General features: G+C 61.1%; 14 protein-coding genes. All 14 read left to right on the forward strand.

The features are described 5' to 3' along the window. Positions 1-15: 15 nt before the first annotated feature. The 14 genes from K3758_RS04125 (at position 16) to K3758_RS04190 (ending at position 17,953) form a co-directional block, all read left to right on the forward strand. The gene (locus K3758_RS04125) at positions 16-1,578 is read left to right on the forward strand and encodes an ABC transporter substrate-binding protein (RefSeq protein WP_259947893.1); all 1,563 of its coding nucleotides are present in this window, start codon (positions 16-18) and stop codon (positions 1,576-1,578) included. A 75-nt stretch (positions 1,579-1,653) separates the two neighbouring features. Beyond that, the gene (locus tag K3758_RS04130; protein WP_120350379.1) at positions 1,654-2,625 is read left to right on the forward strand and encodes an ABC transporter permease; all 972 of its coding nucleotides are present in this window, start codon (positions 1,654-1,656) and stop codon (positions 2,623-2,625) included. Continuing rightward, positions 2,622-3,461 (forward strand): ABC transporter permease, encoded by an 840-nt coding sequence (locus K3758_RS04135; RefSeq protein WP_243265419.1) that lies wholly within the window; start codon positions 2,622-2,624, stop codon positions 3,459-3,461. Before K3758_RS04130 ends, K3758_RS04135 begins: the two co-directional genes overlap by 4 nt. Then, entirely contained in the window at positions 3,458-5,080 is a 1,623-nt protein-coding gene (locus K3758_RS04140) for an ABC transporter ATP-binding protein (RefSeq protein WP_259947897.1), read from the forward strand. Before K3758_RS04135 ends, K3758_RS04140 begins: the two co-directional genes overlap by 4 nt. A 39-nt stretch (positions 5,081-5,119) precedes the next feature. Further along, entirely contained in the window at positions 5,120-5,866 is a 747-nt protein-coding gene (locus K3758_RS04145) for an SDR family NAD(P)-dependent oxidoreductase (protein WP_259947899.1), read from the forward strand. 148 nt (positions 5,867-6,014) lie between these two features. Further along, positions 6,015-6,485, forward strand: a complete 471-nt coding sequence (locus K3758_RS04150; protein ID WP_259947901.1) for a (2Fe-2S)-binding protein — start codon at positions 6,015-6,017, stop codon at positions 6,483-6,485. Positions 6,486-6,489: 4 nt separating this feature from the next. Further along, on the forward strand, positions 6,490-8,790 hold the full coding sequence (locus tag K3758_RS04155) for a xanthine dehydrogenase family protein molybdopterin-binding subunit (RefSeq protein ID WP_259947903.1): 2,301 nt from the start codon (positions 6,490-6,492) through the stop codon (positions 8,788-8,790). A 244-nt stretch (positions 8,791-9,034) separates the two neighbouring features. Continuing rightward, on the forward strand, positions 9,035-9,370 hold the full coding sequence (locus K3758_RS04160) for an Hpt domain-containing protein (protein ID WP_259947904.1): 336 nt from the start codon (positions 9,035-9,037) through the stop codon (positions 9,368-9,370). Positions 9,371-9,382: 12 nt separating this feature from the next. Next, positions 9,383-11,326 (forward strand): cellulose biosynthesis cyclic di-GMP-binding regulatory protein BcsB, encoded by a 1,944-nt coding sequence (locus K3758_RS04165; RefSeq protein ID WP_259947906.1) that lies wholly within the window; start codon positions 9,383-9,385, stop codon positions 11,324-11,326. Positions 11,327-11,332: 6 nt separating this feature from the next. Beyond that, complete coding sequence (locus K3758_RS04170) at positions 11,333-13,225, forward strand: glycosyltransferase family 2 protein (protein WP_259947908.1); 1,893 nt, start codon at positions 11,333-11,335, stop codon at positions 13,223-13,225. Beyond that, on the forward strand, positions 13,222-14,637 hold the full coding sequence (locus K3758_RS04175; RefSeq protein ID WP_259947910.1) for a hypothetical protein: 1,416 nt from the start codon (positions 13,222-13,224) through the stop codon (positions 14,635-14,637). Before K3758_RS04170 ends, K3758_RS04175 begins: the two co-directional genes overlap by 4 nt. Before the next feature lie 4 nt (positions 14,638-14,641). Further along, on the forward strand, positions 14,642-15,607 hold the full coding sequence (locus K3758_RS04180; RefSeq protein ID WP_259947911.1) for a PleD family two-component system response regulator: 966 nt from the start codon (positions 14,642-14,644) through the stop codon (positions 15,605-15,607). Next, positions 15,594-17,597, forward strand: coding sequence for an ATP-binding protein (locus K3758_RS04185; RefSeq protein WP_259947913.1), 2,004 nt, complete (start codon positions 15,594-15,596; stop codon positions 17,595-17,597). Before K3758_RS04180 ends, K3758_RS04185 begins: the two co-directional genes overlap by 14 nt. Continuing rightward, entirely contained in the window at positions 17,594-17,953 is a 360-nt protein-coding gene (locus tag K3758_RS04190; protein WP_259947915.1) for a response regulator, read from the forward strand. Before K3758_RS04185 ends, K3758_RS04190 begins: the two co-directional genes overlap by 4 nt. Positions 17,954-17,987: the final 34 nt, after the last annotated feature.

Consider the following 17,987-nt stretch of genomic DNA (forward strand, 5'->3'; position numbering starts at 1 on the left):
CCAATGGGGATTTAAATGCTACACACCACTAAATTAACCGCAGCCGTTCTGGCGCTGGCACTGGCCGGACCACTGGCCGCGCAGGATGGCGAACCAAAGTCCGGCGGCACGCTCAACGTTGTGATTCAGCCCGAACCGCCCAGCCTGATGATCGGACTTGTGCAGAACGGCCCGACGCAGATGGTCGGTGGCGATATTTATGAAAGCCTGCTGCGTTATGATTTCGATCTGAAACCCGAAGGCCAATTGGCTGAATCTTGGGAGATTTCAGAGGACGGCAAGACCTATACCTTCAAGCTGCGCGAAGGCGTGGTGTTCCATGACGGGGAGCCGTTCACCTCGGCGGATGTCGAATTCTCCATGGATAAGTTCCTGCGCGAAAGCCACTCGCGGATGCGGACCTATATGGAGCATGTCGAGAGCATTGAGACACCGGATGAATATACGGTTGTCTTTAACCTAAAGCAGCCCTTCGGCCCCTTCATCGGCATCTTTGAGCCCGGCACCGCGCCGATGATCCCAAAGCACATCTATGAGGGCACGGATTTCGCGAACAATGAGGCGAATAACACGCCCATCGGCACCGGCCCCTTCAAATTCGACACATGGGAAAAGGGCAGCTTCATCCATCTGGTGAAGAACGACGACTACTACATGGAGGGCAAACCCTACGTCGATGAAGTCTATTACCATGTGATCCCCGATGCGGCGTCGCGCGCGGTGGCCTATGAGACCGGCAAGGTCGACGTGCTGCCCGGCGGCTCGGTCGAGAATTTCGACGTTGCGCGCATTCAGGCGATGGACAACACCTGCATCACCGATAAGGGCTGGGAATACTTTGGCCCGCTGTCTTGGATGTGGGTGAACAACGACAACAAGCCGCTCGACGATGTGAAGGTGCGCAAGGCGATCATGCATGGCGTCGACCGCCAGTTCGCCAAGGACGCGCTGTGGAATGGTTTGGGCAAGGTCTCGACCGGGCCGCTGTCGTCTTCCACACGGTTCTATGATGGTGAGACACCGGACATCACCTTTGACCCGGAAAAGGCCAAGGCCCTGCTGGAAGAAAGCAGCTATGACGGTGAAACCATCCGCATTCTTGGTCTGCCTTACGGTGAGACGTGGCAGCGCTGGGCCGAAGCGGTCAAACAGAACCTGAGCGAGATCGGCATGACGACCGAGATTGTGCCCTCAGACGTGGCGGGTTGGAACCAGAAGGTGGCGGACCGCGACTATGATCTCGCCTTTACCTACCTCTACCAGTACGGCGATCCGGCCCTTGGCGTTTCGCGGACCTATATGGGCGACAATGCCGCTCCCGGTTCGCCTTGGAACAACGTGGCGAACTATCAAAACGCCGACACGGACAAGCTGTTTGCCGAAGCGGCGCTGATGGCTAGCCCGGAAGAGCGCAAGGCTGCTTATAAGGAAATCCAAGACAAAATCGTCGAGGACGTGCCGAACATCTGGCTCTTGGAACTGGGCTTCCCCACGATCTACCGCTGTGACGTCAAAAACCCCGTTAACACCGCCTTTGGTGTGAACGACGGTTTCCGCGACGTGTGGATCGACAAATAAAAAGAGCGACAACGCTCAAGGCCCGCGCCGTTTCGGCGGCTCGGGTTCTCTTTAGAACAACACGGGGCGGATAGCGTGATACGTTTCATATTGGGCAGGTTGGTCAAGGCGGTGTTTATCCTGCTGGCGATCCTTGTCTTCAATTTCCTGCTGATCCATGCGGCACCGGGTGACCCTGCGGCGGTCATGGCGGGCGAAGCCGGGGCGGCGGATGAGAAATTCCTTGCAGACCTGCGGGCGCGTTTCGGGCTGGACCAGCCGCTCTACATGCAGCTGTGGCTCTATATCAAAGGCGCGGTGCAGCTTGATCTGGGCTATTCCTTCCGTCAGCAGATGCCGGTGGCCGAGATGATCGGCGACCGCCTGCCTGCCACGCTTTTGCTGACCGGCGTGGCCTTTGTGCTGTCGCTGGTCTTGGGCGTGACCGCCGGTGTCGCGGCCTCTGCCCGGCAGGGGCGGTGGGGTGACACGCTGATCTCGACCTTCGCCCTGCTGTTTTACGCGACACCGCTGTTTTGGGTCGCGCTGATGGCGACGCTGGTGTTCTCGGTCTGGCTCGAATGGTTGCCGGGCTTTGGGTATTCAACCATTGGCGCGGGCTATACCGGCATGGCTCATGTGCTTGACGTGGCGAAACACCTTGTCTTGCCAGCCTCGACCTTGGGGCTGTTCTTCACGGCGATTTATATGCGCATGACGCGGGCTTCGATGCTCGAAGTGTCGCGGCTCGATTTCGTCAAAACCGCCCGCGCCAAAGGGCTGACCCGTGGCGTGATCCAGCGGCGACACATCCTGCGCAATGCGCTTTTGCCGGTCATCACGCTGGCCGGGCTTCAGGCGGGGCAAATCTTTGGCGGGGCCATCCTGACCGAGACCGTTTTCGCGTGGCCCGGCATCGGGCGGCTGATGTTCGAGGCGATCAACCAGCGGGATTACAACGTGATCCTCGGGGTCTTTTACATCTCGGCGGCCATGGTGCTGCTGTTCAACCTGATCACGGATGTCATCTATGTCATTGTTGATCCGCGGATAAGGCTGACAACATGATGAGCTTTTGGAAACGTTTTAGTTATAACCGCGGCGCGGTGATCGGTCTGGTCATCCTGACCTTTGTCATCGCCGCTGCCATCCTCGCCCCCATCCTTTTCCCTCAAAGCCCGTGGAAAATGGTGCAGCGCCCATTTCTGCCGCCATTTACCCAAGACGGGCTGATGCTGGGCACCGACGCGCTTGGCCGCAATGTGCTGGCGGGGCTGGCCCATGGCGCTTATGTGAGCCTGCTGGTCGGGCTGGTCTCAACCATCGTGGCGCTGGCCATCGGTGTGCCGGTCGGGGCAGCAGCGGGGTATTTCGCGGGGCGGATCGACGACGCGCTCATGCGCTTTACCGAGTTCTTTCAGACCATCCCGAGCTTTGCGCTGGCGATCGTGCTGCTGGCGATCTTTCAGCCCAGCCTGACCTTCGTCATCATCGCGATCTCCATCGTGTCATGGCCCCCGGTGGCGCGTTTGGTGCGCGGCGAAGTGCTGTCGCTCAGGACCCGCGAGTTTGTCGAAGCGGCGAGCCTGTCCGGCCTCGGCAACCTTCAGATCATCACCCGCCACATCCTGCCCAACGCGCTGCCGCCGATTATCGTGCTGGCCTCGCTCATGGTGGCGCAGGCGATCTTGCTCGAAAGCTCGCTGTCCTTTCTGGGGCTGGGCGATCCGAACATCATGTCTTGGGGTTATATGATCGGGGCTGCACGCACCGTGATCCGCACGGCATGGTGGCTGTCCTTCCTGCCGGGCATGGCGATCCTTCTGACCGTGCTGGCGCTGAACCTGATCGGTGAAGGCCTGAATGACGCGCTGAACCCGCGATTGACGAGGAAATCCGAATGACCCTGCTTCGCATCCGTGATCTGTCTATCGCTTTGCCCATGGGGGCGGATCGGCTCTATGCCGCGAAGGACATCAACTTCGACCTCGCACCGGGAGAGATCCTCTGCATTGTCGGCGAAAGCGGGTCTGGCAAATCCATGTCGGCCAATGCGGTGATGGGGCTGTTGCCGCAGGGGGTTCTGCCCGACAAGGGCAGCATCACCTTTGACGGCCAATCGATCCTCGGCCTGTCTGAGAAAGAGATGTTAAAGCTGCGCGGCAGCCGTATTTCGATGATCTTTCAGGAACCCCTCAGCGCGTTGAACCCGCTGATGCGCGTCGGCGCGCAAATCGCCGAGGTGTTTGAGGCGCATGGCGCGCTTAACGGTTCGGAACGGCGGGCGCGGGCGTTAAAACTGTTGGAGGAGGTCGGCATCCCCGACCCCGAAGCGGCGATCCGGGCTTATCCTTTCCAACTGTCGGGCGGGCAGCGGCAGCGGGTGATGATCGCGATGGCCTTAGCGTTGGAGCCTGATATCCTGATTGCGGATGAGCCGACAACGGCGCTTGATGTTACCACCCAAGCGCAGATCCTCACGCTGATCGAAGACCTACGGCGCAAGCGCGGCATGGCGGTGATTTTCATCACCCATGACTTTGGTGTGGTGGCCGATATCGCTGACCGGGTGATCGTCATGAAAAAAGGTGAGATCGTTGAGGCCGGCCCGGCGCAGGAGGTGCTGCTGAAACCCAAGCACCCCTACACCCGCGCCCTGATCGACGCGATCCCCCGGCTGACCCAGACCGATGCGCCCGAGCAGGTCGAGCGCGCGCCGCTGCTCAAGGTCGAAGGGCTGCAAAAGACCTTTTCGCCCGGTTCTGGGACGCTCTTTGGCAAGCGCCGGGTGGTGAAGGCCGTCCAAGACGTGAGCTTTGAGCTTTACGCAGGCGAGACGATTGGCATCGTCGGAGAATCCGGTTCGGGCAAGTCCACCGTTGGGCGTTGTCTGGTGCGTCTGCTCGATCCAGATGGGGGTCGGGTGCTGATGGATGACGTCGACATCGCCCATATGTCCGGCGCGGAACTGCGCGCGCAGCGGCGCAAGTTGCAGATGATCTTTCAAGACCCGTTTTCCTCGCTCAATCCGCGCGCCCGTGTCTCGCGCATCCTGACCGAAGGGCTGATCGCCTATGGCACGCCGGATAAAGAGGCAAAGGCCAAAGCGCGTGAACTGCTTGAACTGGTTGGGCTGGATGAAAGCGCGATGAAGCGTTTCCCGCATGAGTTCTCAGGCGGGCAGCGGCAGCGGATCGGCATTGCCCGTGCGCTGGCGCTGGAGCCGTCGATCATCATTGCGGATGAGGCCGTCTCGGCGCTCGACGTGTCCATTCAGGCGCAGGTGCTTGATCTGCTGGCCGAGTTGAAGACCCGGCTGAACCTGTCGATGCTCTTTATCACCCACGACCTGCGCGTCGCGGCGCGGATTTGTGACCGGATCATCGTCATGCAAAAGGGCCAGATTGTCGAAGCCGGGCCGGTCAGCAAAGTGTTGCACGACCCCGATACCGCCTATACGCGCAGCCTGCTCGACGCTATTCCGGGGCAGGATTATGAACGCGCGCTGGCCGCTGCCGACTAGGGCGCTATTTCAGGCGTTACGCCAGATTTGGATCAAGCGATGGATACTGCGGTTCACGACCAAAAGACGCTGCTTTTGACAGGGGCGAGCCGGGGCATCGGCCATGCCACGGCCAAGGCTTTCGCGGGCAAGGGCTGGCGGGTGATCGGCTGTTCCCGGCAGGCGTTCTCGCCCGAATGCCCTTGGCCCGGTGGGGCGCAGGACCATGTTCAGGTCGATCTCAGCGATCCCAACCAGACGATTGAGGCAGTCGCGCAGGTCAAGCGGCTGCTGAACGGCAACCCCCTGCACGCATTGGTCAACAATGCGGGCGTGTCCCCCAAGGGTGAAGATGGCGCGCGGCTCAGTACGCTCGACACCGATCTGCGGACGTGGGGGCAGGTGTTTCATGTGAATTTCTTTGCCTCCGTGGTGCTGGCGCGGGGGCTTCAGGATGAACTCTCTGCCGGCCGCGGGTCGGTGGTGAATGTGACCTCTATCGCCGGGTCGCGGGTGCACCCCTTTGCCGGGGCAGCCTATGCCACCTCTAAGGCGGCGCTTGCTGCGCTGACGCGTGAGATGGCTCATGATTTCGGCCCGCTCGGCGTCAGGGTCAACGCAATCGCGCCGGGCGAGGTGGAGACTGCGATCCTCAGCGAAGGCACCGACAAGATCGTGCGCGACATCCCCATGCGCCGCCTCGGCCAGCCGGATGAGGTGGCGCGGGCGATCTATTTCTTGTGTAGCGAGGCAAGCTCTTATGTCTCGGGGACCGAGATTGAAGTGAACGGCGGGCAGCACGTCTAAGGGGCGGCGCGGTTGATCTGACAATCGCGTGATCAAAGCAGTCTTGCGCTGTCATTTCAGGCCGGTGGAACTATGTTCAACCGTTCACATCAGGGCAGCTATACGCGCGCTCCCCTCAGGCAAAGCATACCCCAAGGGACACCACTTCATGATAAAATTCGAATTGAACGGGCGGCCGATCTCTGTCGACGCTGATCCGGACATGCCCCTGTTGTGGGCAATCCGCGATGAAATCGGTCTGACCGGCACCAAGTTTGGCTGCGGCATCGGCGCCTGCGGCGCTTGTACCGTGCATATCGACGGCACGGCGACACGGTCCTGCATCACCTATCTGGCGGATGTTGAGGGCCTGTCGGTCACCACTATCGAAGGGCTGGACGAAGAGGGCAACCACCCCGTTCAAGAGGCATGGCGCAACCTGCGCGTGCCGCAATGCGGCTACTGCCAGTCGGGCCAGATCATGCAGGCGGCGTCGCTGCTGCAAGACACGCCCAACCCCAGTGACGAAGACATCGACGCGGTGATGACCGGCAACCTTTGCCGTTGCATGACCTATCCCCGTATCCGCCAAGCCGTGCGCGACGCCGCCACCGCAATGGGAGGCTCCGATAATGGCTAATCTGATGTCCCGCCTGAAAGGCTCCGACACTCAATCGCAAATGACCCGCCGTGGGTTTCTGGTGTCCATGACCGCCGCTGGCGTTGCCTTTGGCTTTCCGCAAGCGTCGAACGCCGCGATGAACCCCGCCGTGCCGGACGGCACACCGATCGCACCCAACGGCCAGCCCTTCGAGCCGTCGATGTGGTACTGGATCGACGCCGACGGTCAGGTCAACGTCAACATCATCCGCGCCGAAATGGGCCAGCACGTCGGCACCGCCATCGCGCGTATTCTGGCGGATGAATTGGAAGTGGCTTGGGAAGATGTGCACATCACCCATGTGGATTCAGCCGAGAAATGGGGCCTGATGGTCACCGGCGGCAGCTGGTCGATCTGGCAAAGCTGGCCGGTCTACCGTCAGGCAGGCGCTGCCGGGCGCACTGCGCTGATCGAAGCGGCGGCGGCGAAGTGGGGCGTTGATGCCTCCGGTCTGACGGCACGCGACGGTGCTGTGACCGATGGCGCGCAAAGCATCAGCTACGGCGATCTGGTGGCCGAAGGGCTCGACCGAAGCTTTACCGAAGACGAACTGGCAGCCCTGCCGCTGAAACCCCATGCCGATCTGCGCCTTGTGGGCCAAGACGTGCATCCGCTTGATCTGGATACAAAGACCACCGGTCAGGCGATCTATGGTTTGGATGCCAAGGTCGATGGCATGGTCTACGGCGTGCCGATGCTGCCGCCGACGCGCTATGGCTCCAAGGTTAATTCCGTCGATGACAGCGCGGCGAAAGAGGTCAAAGGCTACCTTGAGACCGTGGTGCTGGATGACCCATCGGGCACCGTGCCGGGCTGGGTTGTGGTGCTAGGCAAAACGCTCCACGCCGCGCGGATGGCCACCTATGAGATCAGCGTCGATTGGACCGCAGGCGAGACGGCAGATGTGTCCGAGGATGACATTCAAGCCCGTTCGCGCGAGTTGATCGGAAGCGATGCCGGGTCGATCCTGCACACGGAACAGCCCGAGACCAGCGGCGTTTTCGACGCCGCCACAGAGACGCTTGAGGCCGAGTACACCACGCAATCCGTGCTGCACTTCCAGATGGAGCCGGTCAATGCGACCGTCTTCCAGAACGCCGATGGCATCTGGGAAACTCACGCGGGCAACCAGTGGCAATCGCTGATCCTGCCGACGCTGGCCGTCGCGTTGGAGGTGCCCGCCGATAAGATCGTGATGCGCAGCTACATGCTGGGCGGGGGCTTTGGCCGCCGGTTGAACGGTGACTATATCGTGCCTGCGGCGCTGGCGTCCAAAGCTGTCGGCAAGCCCGTGAAGCTGGTCTTCTCCCGCGAGGAAGACGCCCAGTTTGACAGCATTCGCTCGCCTTCGGTGCAGAAACTGCGCATGGCGTTTGACGATGGCAAAGCTGTCACGGGCATGGAACACCACGCCGCCGCGGGTTGGCCGACACAGGTGATGGCACCGGGTTTCATGCCCAAAGGGGTCAATGAAGAGCCCTATGATCCCTTCGCCATCGACGGTGCGGATCACTGGTACAGCGTTGGTGCGCACCGCGTGCGGGCGATCTCGAACGATCTGGCGAATGCCACCTTCCGTCCCGGTTGGCTGCGCTCGGTCGGGCCGGGCTGGACCAACTTTGCCGTCGAAAGCTTTATGGACGAGGCCGCGCATAAGGTCGATGCCGATCCGTTGCAGTTCCGTTTGGATCACCTGAAGGCCGAAGGCATCAACGCGGGCTCTGCGCCCAATGCGGTTGGTGGGGCGTCGCGTCAGGCGGCTGTCTTGCAGCGCGTGGCCGAGATGTCAGGCTATGGCAAGACGGACCTGCCCGAGGGCACGGCAATCGGGATCGCCACCACCTTTGGCCAATCGCGCAGCATGCCGACGTGGACCGCAGCCGCGGTCAAACTGGCGGTGGATGCCGAAACGGGCGAGGTCGCTGTCGAGAAGATGTGGCTGGCCTTCGATTGTGGCACCGTGGTCGACCCCGACGGGGCGCGCGCGCAATGCGAAGGCGCGGCGCTCTGGGGCCTGTCCATGGCTCTGCATGAGGGCACGCGGATCGAAGACGGCAATGTCGTTGATCTCAACCTCGGGTCTTATACGCCGTTGCGGATGGTTGATGTGCCGGACATCGAAGTCGCCTTTGTCGAGAGCATGGAAGTGCCCGTCGGTCTCGGCGAGCCGGGCACCACGGTCATCGCGCCGGCGGTTGCCAACGCGATCTTCAACGCCACCGGGGCGCGGGTCCGTCATCTGCCAATCACCGCTGATGCGGTCCTTGCGGCGCTGGAAAGCTAATACCAAGAGACGGGCGCGACATGCCGCGCCCGTCTTTCATCTTGGCCGGGGGCGTCGTCGTCTTGAGCGGGGCGTGCTTTCGGCGGGCAGCACAGTGACTGCCCAAATTCAACGGCCCAAATTTTGCGCGTTCTCTCTTAAAAACGTGGGGATTTACCCTCCACGCCATAATTCTGACAGGTTTCGAACAATAATCTAAACGCGCGATCTATGCCCGGTTGCGGGCTGGTACGAAGGACAATCTGTGGCACCTACCGAGACATATGAACAGCGCGTTGCCGCCACGCGAAAACGCTTTATCGAAGGGATCCCGGATCGCTTGCAGGCCGTCTCTGACGCACTGCGCGAGACGGACGGGGCCGATTCGCGCGAGACGAAAGCGCGCAAGGTCCACCGCATGCTGCACGATCTGGCCGGGAACGCCGCGATGCTAGAATACCTTGAGATTGAAGATTGTCTGCGCAAGGGGCTGCGCGTCGCCGAAGATGCCGATGAGTCCTCTTCGCCCTTGTCAGCCGATGATGTTCGTATAATTGAGACGGCTCTGGCCGATGCCAATAGCGTCGTCGAAAAAATCTAAGAAAGCCTTTCCATGAAGTATCCCGCAATTGGTTTGTTGGCGGCCTTGCTGCCGTTTCAAGTTCACGCTCAAACGACCACGGGAGAGGAAACGGCAAATGCCCCCGCGCAGTTGGTTCAAGAGGGGCTGATCGCCCGGACCTTTGATCTGGCGGAACTTGGATTTCAAAACGGCATTTCTTTCCGCCAACTGTCTGGAGACGCGACGATCTATATTCCGCTGCCCGACGCGGATGCGCTGAACTCGGGCAGCTTGCAGCTGGAGCTTGAACACGCCTCCACCACCGAGGTGGACCGCTATTTGCAAGTGTCGGTCGCGGGCCGCCCCGTGACATCGCAGGCCCTGCCGAATGGGGCAGGGCGCCTGAGCCTGCCCGTGCCGCTCAACCCCGAAGACGTCTCTGGCGGGTTTATCGCCGTGGGCCTGTCCTATTCCGGCGCCCTCAGTGATCGGGTCTGTGTGGACGAGCGCGCCTCGGGGGATTTCCTTGAGATCACAGCGGCGTCTTCCGTGACGTTGCAATTGGACCCCTCGGAAATTGACACGTCGGCTGCCTTCGCGGGGCTGCGTCCTGCGAATACGCGTCTTGCGATCAACGGAAACGATTCCCTCGCCGCTCTGGCTGCCGCGACCCGCGCCGCCGCGTTGTTTGACGCCGAGGCAGGGCGACTGACCTTTGCTGAGGAAGCGGCAAGTCCGGCGGGCGCATGGTCCGAAGGTGTCATCCAGCTTGACGTGAACGCCTCTGGCGTGGCGAGTGAGATGGCCGTGGACACCCAAGCGGGTCTGCCGGTCTTGAACCTGCGCGGCAGTGATCCGCAGGTGGGGCTGTGGCAGATGATGTCGGAATGGTCGGCCCTGTCGAACACGGATGCGACCGTGGTCGATGTGGCAGGGGCTCAGGCTCCGTTCGATGACCGCTTGCCGCTCTCTGCTTTGCAGGCCGATCTCACCCCGCGCGCCGTGGTCTCGACCGAAGACTTCTTTGTTCCGTTCCAGTCCTCGGATCTTCCGGCGGGCAAGGGCGTGGCCGGTGTTAACCTGCATGTGGCCGCAGCGCTTGATCCCGAAGGGCGCGGGGCGACGGCCTCGGTCTTTCTGAATGACACGCTTTTGGGCAACCGCCCGCTTGGCAGTGGCAAGCCCGAGCAATTGACCTTTTCTGTGCCCAGCGGCCTGCTGGGGCGCGACAACCTGCTGCGCGTGTCGATCCAGCGTCAGCCCACGGGCGGCGAATGCCGGTTCAAACCGCAGGGCTATCCGGCGCAGATCCTGCCCGGCAGCGCCTTGTTGCTTTCCGATGCCGCGCCGCAGGATCAGGATTTCTTTGCCCTGCGACAAGAGTTCGGCAATGGCGTTCAGGTCGTGCTCGACCCCGCACTTTCGCTGGATTTCGCGCAAACCCTGCCGTGGCTCGCAGGCGTTGCGGGCAGCGTGATCCCGGACCGCGCCACCATCCTGCCCCGCGCCTCGGTCGACGCGCTTGAAGGGGACGAGCCTTTCTTTGTGATCTCTGAGCAAAACCCCGGAGATGGCGACCCGCTGATCACCTTTGATCAGGGCCGCATTGAGGTGCGCGACCGTCAAGACAACTTGATCTATTCGGGCGAAGACCTGTCGCGCCTTGGTGTGGTGCAGATCGTCACCCGTGGCGATACCCGTGGTCTGTGGCTGCGTCCGGGCAACGGCCCGGCACCGGAACTGACGCCCGAACGTCCCATGATGCTGGACCGGGGCGATCTGGCCCTCATCGGGCAGGACGGGGTGATCCTTGCCACTGCCACTGACCGCAGCCCGTTGGTTGATGTCGTCTATCCTGACCGCACCAGCCTTGCGCAGATGTTGGCCAAGTACCGCCCTTGGATCGTTGGGGCCATCTGGGTGTTGGTGACGCTGCTTGTGCTGGTCGTCTTCCAGCGCGTCTACCGCGCGCGTCGCGGCAAAGACGAGACGTAAGTCACCGTGGCGTTGGATGCCGAAAGCGAAGCCATTGGTTCGCTGCTGCTTGACCGTGGCGCGCTGACGGCTGAACAGCTCGACGCGGCAGAGGATTTGGCCGAAGACTGGAACGTCTCTCTGGTCAAGGTCCTACTGTCGCGGCGCTGGCTGACCACGCAGACACTCTACCGGGAGATCGCCTTTTACCATGGGTTGACGCTGGTCGATCTGATCGAAGACCGCGCCGATGATGATCTGATCCGGCAGTATGATCCGGTGGTGATGAACCAGTTTATGACGGTGCCGATTGGCCGGGCAGAGGATGGCACCCTGACGGTGGCCACATCGCGGCCCGGGCCACGCACACTGCTGCACATCCGCGAGGTTTACGGCACCGGCGTGACCATCGTCGTGGCATCGCATTTCGATGTGTCATGGCAGCTACAACGCGCCTTCCGCGAGAAACATTCCCATGAGGCGGTCTTTGCTTTGGCAGAGCTTGACCCCGACATGTCGGCGCAGAATGTCGTGACCCCGCCGCAGATCTTGGTGATTTACCTCTTGGTTTCGGCCCTGTTGCTGGGGCTCGCGTTTTCGCCAGTGATCACGCTGATCGTGCTGAACATCTTTCTGACCGTTTTCTACACCGGAAACTTCTTGTTCAAGGCGCTGCTTGTCTGGCTGGGCGGTGCCGCGCAGGAGACCTCATCGCGGGCCATCGCGGCTGAGGCGTCGCTGCTGCGCGACGAAGACCTGCCGATCTATACCGTTTTGGTGCCGATGTTCCGCGAGCCCGAGGTGCTGCCGATCCTTGCCCAAGCGCTGCGCAACCTCGACTATCCGCTGGCCAAGCTCGACATCAAAATCGTGCTGGAAGAGGGTGATCACGAAACGATCGACGCGGCGCGCAAGCTGGACCTCGAAGGCGTGTTTGAGATCATCCGCGTCCCGGCCTCCCACCCGCAGACCAAGCCCAAGGCCTGCAACTTTGCGCTGCGCTATGCGCAGGGCGATTTCCTCGTGATCTTTGATGCCGAGGACAAGCCAGAGCCGGATCAGTTGAAAAAGGTCATCGCCGCCTTCAACCAATCCGCGCCCAATACCGCCTGCATCCAGTGCCGGTTGAACTATTACAACGCGCGGGAAAACTGGCTGACGCGGATGTTCACGCTGGACTATTCGCTGTGGTTCGACCTGATGCTGCCGGGGTTGGAGCGTTTGGGTGTGCCTATTCCGCTGGGCGGCACCTCGAACCACTTCCGCATGGACGTGCTGCGCGAGTTGAACGCATGGGATCCCTTCAACGTGACCGAAGACGCCGATCTGGGCATTCGGCTGACGCAGAAGGGTTACCGCGTCGGCGTCATCGATTCCACGACCTTTGAAGAGGCCAATGTCTCGATCCCGAACTGGGTGCGCCAGCGCTCGCGCTGGATCAAGGGCTATATGCAGACCTTCCTTGTGCACAGCCGCAGGCCGATCCACCTGTGGCAATCGGTGGGCAGTGCGGGGGTCTTTGGCTTTATCTTTTTCATCGGGGGCACGGTGCTGTCGGGCCTGTTGAACCCAGTCTTCTGGTCGATCTTCGTCATCTGGCTGATCTTCGGGACCGAGGTGATCACCCCCTATTTCCCGCTGCCGGTGCTTTACCTGTCGCTGGTCAACCTTTTGGCGGGCAATGGGCTGCTGATCTACCTCACGATGGTCGCGCCCTTCCGGCGAAGGTGGACCGATCTGGCCCCTTGGGGGATCACGGTGGTGGGCTACTGGGTGCTGATGACCGTGGCGTCCTACAAGGCGCTGTCGCAACTGATCTTCAACCCGTTCTACTGGGAGAAGACCCAGCACGGCCTGTCTAAACACACCGCCAATGAGGTCGCCGAAGCCAGCGCCGAAGCGACGGAGGCCACGCAATGATCCGCGCCGCCTCTTGGTCCTTTGGCTTTGTCGTGTTGGCGCTGGTGCTCTTGCTCAGCCTCGGCTGGACCGAGGCGCATGGCTTTCTGTCAATGGATGTGACCGACCTTTGGGCCAAGTCCATCGTGCAGATCGACGGGCCGGTGCAGTTCAAGGCCACGGATGCCTTCTATCCGCCCGTACCCTATGCGCTGTCGCTGTTGGGGCAGGCGATCTTGCCTGACACACAGGTGCCAGTGCCCTTCGTGCTCTCTGCGCTTGTGGGGGCGGGGCTGCTGGTTATGTGGTTCCTCAATCTGCGCGATACGGGTCAGTTTTCGGGTGTGACCGCGGCTCTGGTCGTGCTTCTGCTGGCGTTGAACCCTTTCTTCCTGCGCGCTTTGGCCGATGGGCCTGAAACGATGTTCTGTATCTTGGGCACATGGTTGTTCGCGCGCGGCATCGTCAATCTTCGGCTGACTGGCAACGCGCCGGACATGATGAAGGTGGCCGTGGGGCTTTTGGTGGTGGCGCTTTCGGACAGCTATGGTCTGATGCTCTGCCTGGGGGCGATGCCCTTCATGATCGTGGCGGCGCGGCCCAGCATGATTGCGGCCTCTTCCACGGGGTATCTTGTGGCGATGTTCTATCCGGTGCTTGCCGCCGTGGGGTCGCTGATGTTTGTCAGCATGATCTTCGACAGCCGCCTTGTCCCGCTTTTGTCGGAAACCGCGACGCCGCTGACCCTGCGCGAGCATTTGGTCATTCTGGCCGGGCTTGGCCCCGCGGCCTTTGTCGCGATCCTGCGCAACATCCTGATCCCGCGGCTGTTCATGCCGCTGCTGGCCGCCGTGGGCGCGGTGCTGGGCGGGTATACGCTGAACACATTCTTCCACGTCGAAGGCGATCCGGCCATGGCGCTGGCGCCCATGCTGGGCGTCTTGGTCGCCGCGATCCGCTTTTGGCCCAACCTGCCACTGCGCGAACCCATTGCCATCGCCCTGATGGCGCTGTCGCTGCTGACCTCTGCGCTTGTCATGCGCCATGTCGCCCATAACGAAACCCGCGTTTGGACCAATGCTATGCTTGGGAAAGAGAACGCAGCGTCGCGCCCCACGCAGGAAGTTGTTTCATTCTTGCGCGACAAGTCTGAAATTATGGTAGATGTTGAAAAAAATCCCCAGATCGTGGTCGGTTTGGGGAATATCGACCGGCTGGTGATCGCCGGAGAGCCGGCCTACGACTGGGCGCTTGAGGGGGGCGCGCCGCGGACAAACTATATCGTCGTCCCGCGGCAGGCCGAGGGGCAGATCACAGCAGACAGAATTCTGCGCAGGTTCCCGCAGCTGAGACTATCGCAGCTGCCGGGGTATGAGGAGGTTTTTCAAAACAGCCAATGGCTTGTTTTTGAAAGAATTAACGAGTGGAATTAAAATCATGAGCCCACGAATTATCGCAGTTGACGACTCGGACATCGCGCAGGATTTCATCAATGCCACGCTTTCGGAGCTTGGGTTCGACGATGTCGTCAGCTTCATCGATCCCCGCGCGGCACTTGACGCGATCGAAAGCGATGAGGCCGCCGCAGACCTGATCCTGATGGACATAATGATGCCCGATATCGATGGTATCGAACTATGTGCCCGTATCCGCGCCCTAGACAGATGGAGCGATGTGCCGATCATTATGCTGACCAGCCGGACAGATATGGGCTCCCTTTCCGAAGCCTTCATGGCGGGGGCCAATGACTATGTCACGAAACCCTTCAACCAGATCGAGCTTCAGGCCCGGATGCGCAGTTGCCTGCGCCTGAAATCAGAGTTGGACCGCCGCCGGTCGGGCGAAAACCGGGGCGCGCGCCGCCGTGCCGTGCAGAGCTTTTCAGAGGCAACGGTGCCCAGCCTTTTTGGCAGCAAGGGCGGCTTTCAGGGCAACCTTATGTCGTTGTCCCCCGCGATGCAAAAAGACCTTGGTCTGATCGTGTTTCGGATCGACGGTGACCGCGATCAATCAGACGCGGCGCGTGGCCAGCGGCAAGAGCTTCAGCGTCTTGTGGCCGGGCTTTTTGGCAAGGTCGATATCCCCGCACGGGACGGTTTCGCCCATTGGGAGGATGACCTGTTCGTCTACGGCTCGCTTCATGCCGATCACGCGCAGCTTGAAGCGCGGGCGCAGCAGTTTATCTCTGCCGTGGCAGAGGCGTCGGCCTCTGTGAAAGAAGGCTGGACATCCCGTCCTTTGAGCGTCAGTGCCTGTGTCGTACCGCCCTCCGACGCGGCTGTCGCCACGTCGCTTGCGCGGGGCATTCAGGGCGTCGAAAGTGCTGGAAAAACAGGCGCGGCAGGTACGATCTGCCTTGCCGCCAACGATATAGGACATCTGCCAAGGAATGGTCAGCACTGAGCCCACCAACAAAGTCGACGCGGAGCCTTCCTCTCGCTCGCAAACCCTGTTTTGGGGACTGATCTCAACGGTCGTTCTGATCTATTTCGTTGGGCTCGCGTTTCTGACGTGGTCCGACTACAACCGCGCCACGACCCGCGCAGAAGTGGAGCTTGAGCATTTCGCCGAGCTTTATGAGCAGGCGGTCGACGCTTCCCTTTCAGTTGCGAATGTGCGGATGTGGGGGCTCATCGATGAGCTGTCGACCGCGCGTCTGAGCGACCCGGATCAATTCGAAGCGCAATATGGCGCGCTGATGAATTCCGCCGTGCAAGAGACCAAACAGGTCGATGCGCTGGTGCTGATCGGTGCGGATGGGGTCGTGCTTTGGGCCACGATCAAACCTCTGATGGGGCAGTACCTTGGGGACCGGGCCTATTTTCAGGCAGCGATCGGGCTTGATGTTGATGAATACACGGTTGGGGTGCCTATCGTATCGCGTGCCACAGGGCGGCGGCTGACGCCGATTGCATGGCCCTTGATCGGCATCGACGGTCAACCGCGCGGGGTGCTGGCGTCGTCCTTGGGCGAGGACTACTACTCCCAGCTGCTCGCGTTGGACGGGCTGCAACAGGACATGTATGTCGAGGTGGTGACCTCCAACGGAGAGCGCGCCTTTGCCTCGGGGCGGCCCCAGCGTGACCCCGACACGCCGGTGTTCCGTGCGCGCAAGGAGATCCCGGCGCTTGACCTTTATATCGACGTGACGCGCAGCAAAGCGGCGGTCATGCAAAGCTACTGGCAGCGCACGGTGGCGTTTGCGGGCCTTGCGACGATCCTGTTCTTGACGGTGATCAACGCGGCGATCCGCGCCAGACGGCAGTCGACCCAACTGGCGCAGGCCCTGCGCAATTCCGAACGCGACCGCGAGCGCATTCGTGTGGCGCAGAGCGAATTCGACGCGATTTTCGAGAATGTCGGCGACGGGCTGATCGTCTACAATGACAACAACAAGCTGCACCGCTCCAACCGCAAGGCGCGGCAACTGATGGGCGTCTCATCGGATATCGACGCCGTTCAAAAACTGCGCGGCATGATCCCTCCCTTCTCGCAGATGGACGAAGACGTGGCCGTTCACCGTGTTCAGATCCCCACGGCAGAAAACGAGAGTGTGGCGGTGCAATGCCGGGTGATGAAACTGCATCTGCATGGGGATTATATCGCCTATAACGTGCTTCAGGATATCTCTGCCGAAGAGCGTCTGGTGGCGGCGCGCACGGCCTTTGTCACCTCGGTCAATCACGAATTGCGCACCCCGCTCACGTCCCTTGCCGGGTCGCTTGAGATTCTGCACGACCGCTTTGGCGATACCATGCCAAAGAACGCTGGCAAGCTTTTGTCGATGGCCACCCGCAACGCCGACCGGCTTTTGGTGCTGGTCAATGACATCCTGACCCTTCAGGCCATCGACCAACGCCAACTCAGCATCCAAGCCGAGCGGGTCGCGGTGTCGGAGGTGCTGTCGGAGGCGATTGCCGCCAACACCGGCTATGGGGTGAACCGCGATGTGCAGCTCGACATTCATGCAGGGCCAAACGCGGCGCAAGAGGCCTATGTGCAGGTGGATACCGTGCGCATGCAGCAGATCTTTTCCAACCTGATCTCGAACGCGGTCAAATATACGCCGCGCGGCGGGACGGTAAAAATTGGTGCCGAGGTGGACGACCGATGGGTCACGTTCTATGTCTGCGATGCGGGGCCGGGCATCCCTAGATCCGCGCATGATCGTATGTTCAAAAGGTTCGCTGACCCTGTGCATTCTCGCGAGAACCAAGCGAATGGCACGGGGCTGGGTTTGGCCATCACGCGGGAGTTGGTGTTGCGACAAGATGGCGATGTAAGCTTTGAGACGCGCTCTGAAGAAGACGGAGACGATAACCCCGGCACCACATTCTATGTGCGTTTCGCCCGTGATACTGGTGCCACGTCCAAGCAGGGGGGGGCGGCATGAGAGTGTTGTTCGTCGATGACGAGGATGACATTCGCGAGTTGATCGAGTTTGCGATCATGACCGAAGATGACATCGAACCGACATTCGCAGCCACCGGGCTGGACGCGATTGCCACGATGGAAACGCAGTCTTTCGACGTGATCATGCTGGATGTGATGATGCCGCCCCCCGATGGCATGGAGGTGCTGCGCTGTGCGCGGGCCAATGCGGATTTGGACGACACGAAGATCGTGATGTGCACCGCCAAAACCTCGCCCGAGTCAGAAAAGAAGTTTCGCGCCCTTGGGGCCGACTACATTCTGCACAAGCCGTTCAAACCGCTAAAGCTGGCGGAATTCATTCGGTCGATCGCCTAATGCCTCATCGCGCAGCCCCTCGCGGCCTTGATTA

This window comes from Sulfitobacter sp. W002, from assembly GCF_025142135.1.
In the GTDB taxonomy this organism is placed as follows: Bacteria; Pseudomonadota; Alphaproteobacteria; order Rhodobacterales; family Rhodobacteraceae; genus Sulfitobacter; species Sulfitobacter profundi.

Coding starts and splice junctions, on each gene's coding strand:
- K3758_RS04155 (WP_259947903.1), top strand. CDS start 6,490: ATGTCCCGCCTGAAAGGCTCCGACACTCAATCGCAAATGACCCGCCGT.
- K3758_RS04145 (WP_259947899.1), top strand. CDS start 5,120: ATGGATACTGCGGTTCACGACCAAAAGACGCTGCTTTTGACAGGGGCG.
- K3758_RS04150 (WP_259947901.1), top strand. CDS start 6,015: ATGATAAAATTCGAATTGAACGGGCGGCCGATCTCTGTCGACGCTGAT.
- K3758_RS04185 (WP_259947913.1), top strand. CDS start 15,594: ATGGTCAGCACTGAGCCCACCAACAAAGTCGACGCGGAGCCTTCCTCT.
- K3758_RS04165 (WP_259947906.1), top strand. CDS start 9,383: ATGAAGTATCCCGCAATTGGTTTGTTGGCGGCCTTGCTGCCGTTTCAA.
- K3758_RS04140 (WP_259947897.1), top strand. CDS start 3,458: ATGACCCTGCTTCGCATCCGTGATCTGTCTATCGCTTTGCCCATGGGG.
- K3758_RS04190 (WP_259947915.1), top strand. CDS start 17,594: ATGAGAGTGTTGTTCGTCGATGACGAGGATGACATTCGCGAGTTGATC.
- K3758_RS04135 (WP_243265419.1), top strand. CDS start 2,622: ATGATGAGCTTTTGGAAACGTTTTAGTTATAACCGCGGCGCGGTGATC.
- K3758_RS04180 (WP_259947911.1), top strand. CDS start 14,642: ATGAGCCCACGAATTATCGCAGTTGACGACTCGGACATCGCGCAGGAT.
- K3758_RS04125 (WP_259947893.1), top strand. CDS start 16: ATGCTACACACCACTAAATTAACCGCAGCCGTTCTGGCGCTGGCACTG.
- K3758_RS04175 (WP_259947910.1), top strand. CDS start 13,222: ATGATCCGCGCCGCCTCTTGGTCCTTTGGCTTTGTCGTGTTGGCGCTG.